Origin of the sequence: Subtercola sp. YIM 133946 (assembly GCF_036553535.1) — a bacterium.
GTDB lineage: Bacteria > Actinomycetota > Actinomycetes > Actinomycetales > Microbacteriaceae > Subtercola.
The window spans coordinates 1-2335 of record NZ_JAZHPE010000029.1; the positions used below are offsets into that span (position 1 = coordinate 1).

Consider the following 2335-nt stretch of genomic DNA (forward strand, 5'->3'; position numbering starts at 1 on the left):
GAGTTCTCAAAGATCGGACGCACCTGAACTGGCTTCTAGACTTGCTAGGCCCGGCTCGGGGCAACTTTACTATCTTATCACTGACCGCGACCTTGTCAAATCGGCGCTTCCTGGGCCATTCACTCGAAAGTGACGTCGCCAAGAGGTACTGACATGAGCTCGGCACACCTGGGCTGAAGCCCGGGCGGTGCGGGAGTGGTTTTACATCCTACGCTTCGAGACAGAGTCCTACGAGAGAATCTTTGCTTCTCAGCTGGGGATGGCCCCCGCTTGAGGCCCGGTAGCACTTCGGCTTTCCGGCACCTTTGGGGTGACGAGTAGTTACTCTATGGGGAATTCGGCGGCTGTGCAAATCGGCTCGCAACGGGCCCGTCGAACGCCGAATCCGGGTTCAGCTTCCTCGGTAGGTGGAGTACGCGAACGGGCTAAGAAGCAGGGGGATGTGGTAGTGCTCCGACTCCTCGGCGAGCGTGAAGACGATCGAGACCTCGGGGTAGAACGACGGCGTACCGGTCGTGCTGAAGTAGGCGGCGGTGTCGAACGTCACCCGGTAGATGCCGGCCGGTAGAGCAACCGGCCCGAGTTCTGACGCCCGACCGTCGGCGTCTGTCGTGGCGGTGCCTACGGGCATCCATTCGCCGTCGACCAGGGAATCGAGCGCGAGGGGCACCCCCTCCGCCGGGCGCCCGATCGTGGAGTCGAGCACGTGGGAGGTGACGTGGCTTCTGGTCATGAGGCGCTCTTCTCGTAGACGGTCTCAAGGCGGAGCAGGGCGATGGCGATCAACTCAGAACCGGCGACGGCGAGTTCGGTGTCGTCATCGAGACTGAGTCGCCGGCGCAGCTCGGCCAAAATCTCGGGGCGGGTGCGACCTTTGGCACGGATGAGGAACACCCGGCCGAACCGTTCTTCGTAGGCGACATTGCCCGCGGCGATGGCGGCGTCGACCTGTTCGTCGTTCTGCCCCAGCGAGGCCTGCTCGGTGCGGGAGAAGTCGCTTGAGGCGCCGGCTCCGGCGTGCTTCTCGCCGATGCGGGGATGATCTGCGAGCGCCTGGTCGATCTCGGCCGGGCTGAGCGGAGCGGCGGCCCGGGCCGCGGCCTGCAGGGCCTCGAGCGAGACGAAGGGTGCTTGCGCCGCGACGTCGTCGACCCACCGGTCGACGTTCAGGCACGATCGCAGCAGTACGCGCAGCTCGTCGGGTGGCGGGTTCAGCATGCGTCAAGCCTAGAGCGTGGGCCGGACCTAGGGTGCGGGCCGGGCGGTGACCTCGAGTGGCGTCCGCTTACGATGGGCAGATGACGGAGACCGGCGGGGTGGTGCGGCCGGGGGGCACGCCGAAGGCGGGTGCCGGGTCGGGGGCGGGTGCCGCGCCGGAGGCCGGTGCCGGGTCGAAAAAGGGTGCCGGGTCGGAGGCGGGTGCCGGGTCGGAAGAGGGTGCCGGGTCGGAGGCGGGTGCCGGGTCGGGGGCGGGTGCTGCGCCTGAGGCGGGTGCCGTCGCTGGGCTGCTGTTGGCGGCGGGCGGCGGGCGGCGCATGGGAATGCCCAAAGCACTCGTCGTCGGTGACGACGAAGTTCCGTGGGTGGTGCGCGGAGCCCGGGTTCTCATCGAGGCCGGATGCGCGCCGGTGTATGTGGTGCTCGGGGCTGGGTCCGATGCGGCGGTGGAGCTGCTGCAGCCGCTTCTTTCGGGGCCGGATGCTGTGACCGTCGTGATCGCCGCCGAGTGGGCGTCGGGCATGGGGGCGTCGCTGGGGGCCGGCCTCCGAGCCGCCGCTCGCAGCGAGGCGGCGGCCAAGCCCGGCGAGACGGAGGGCAAGCCCCGTGAGATGGTGCGCGAGCCCGGCGAGGGGGCGGGCAAGGCTCGTGAGATGGCTTCGGTGAGCTCGGCAGTTCGAGCGGGCGGGGTCGAGGGGGTCGTGATCACGCTGGTGGACCTGCCCGACCTGGGGGTCGAAGCGGTGCGGCGCGTGGTGGGGGTGGCCCGCGCGGGCGAGGCGGCGACGGATGCCCTGGTGCAGGCCACGTATGGAGGGCGGCCCGGGCATCCGGTGTTCATCGGTCGCGGGCACTGGGCAGCAATCGGATCGACGCTCGAAGGCGACGCCGGCGCCCGCGCCTACCTGGTGTCGAACGGCGTCGTCGAGGTCGACTGCGGCGACGTGGGCTCGGGCGACGATGTAGACGTGCTGCCAGCGAGCTGATCGGCGCGGGGGTGGGTGGCGGCGCCGGTCACGCGTTGCCGCGTGGCGGATCGGCTGCTCGAGCTCGAGGCGCGGCCGGTGACGACTCGACTCCTGGAAGTCGCGGCAGAGGCGGACGGTGATCGAGGTGA

General features: G+C 69.4%; 3 protein-coding genes. 1 reads left to right on the forward strand and 2 read right to left on the reverse strand.

Annotated features, from left to right (window positions below):
- Positions 1–391 precede the first annotated feature (391 nt).
- Both uraH and uraD read right to left on the reverse strand, forming a co-directional pair.
- Positions 392–733, reverse strand: a complete 342-nt coding sequence (gene uraH / locus V3W46_RS10695; RefSeq protein WP_331783102.1) for a hydroxyisourate hydrolase — start codon at positions 731–733, stop codon at positions 392–394.
- The gene (uraD, locus tag V3W46_RS10700; RefSeq protein ID WP_331783103.1) at positions 730–1218 is read right to left on the reverse strand and encodes a 2-oxo-4-hydroxy-4-carboxy-5-ureidoimidazoline decarboxylase; all 489 of its coding nucleotides are present in this window, start codon (positions 1216–1218) and stop codon (positions 730–732) included. Before uraD ends, uraH begins: the two co-directional genes overlap by 4 nt.
- An 80-nt stretch (positions 1219–1298) precedes the next feature.
- Here uraD and V3W46_RS10705 point away from each other — a divergent pair, with 80 nt between their 5' ends.
- The gene (locus tag V3W46_RS10705; RefSeq protein WP_331783104.1) at positions 1299–2204 is read left to right on the forward strand and encodes a nucleotidyltransferase family protein; all 906 of its coding nucleotides are present in this window, start codon (positions 1299–1301) and stop codon (positions 2202–2204) included.
- Positions 2205–2335 lie beyond the last annotated feature (131 nt).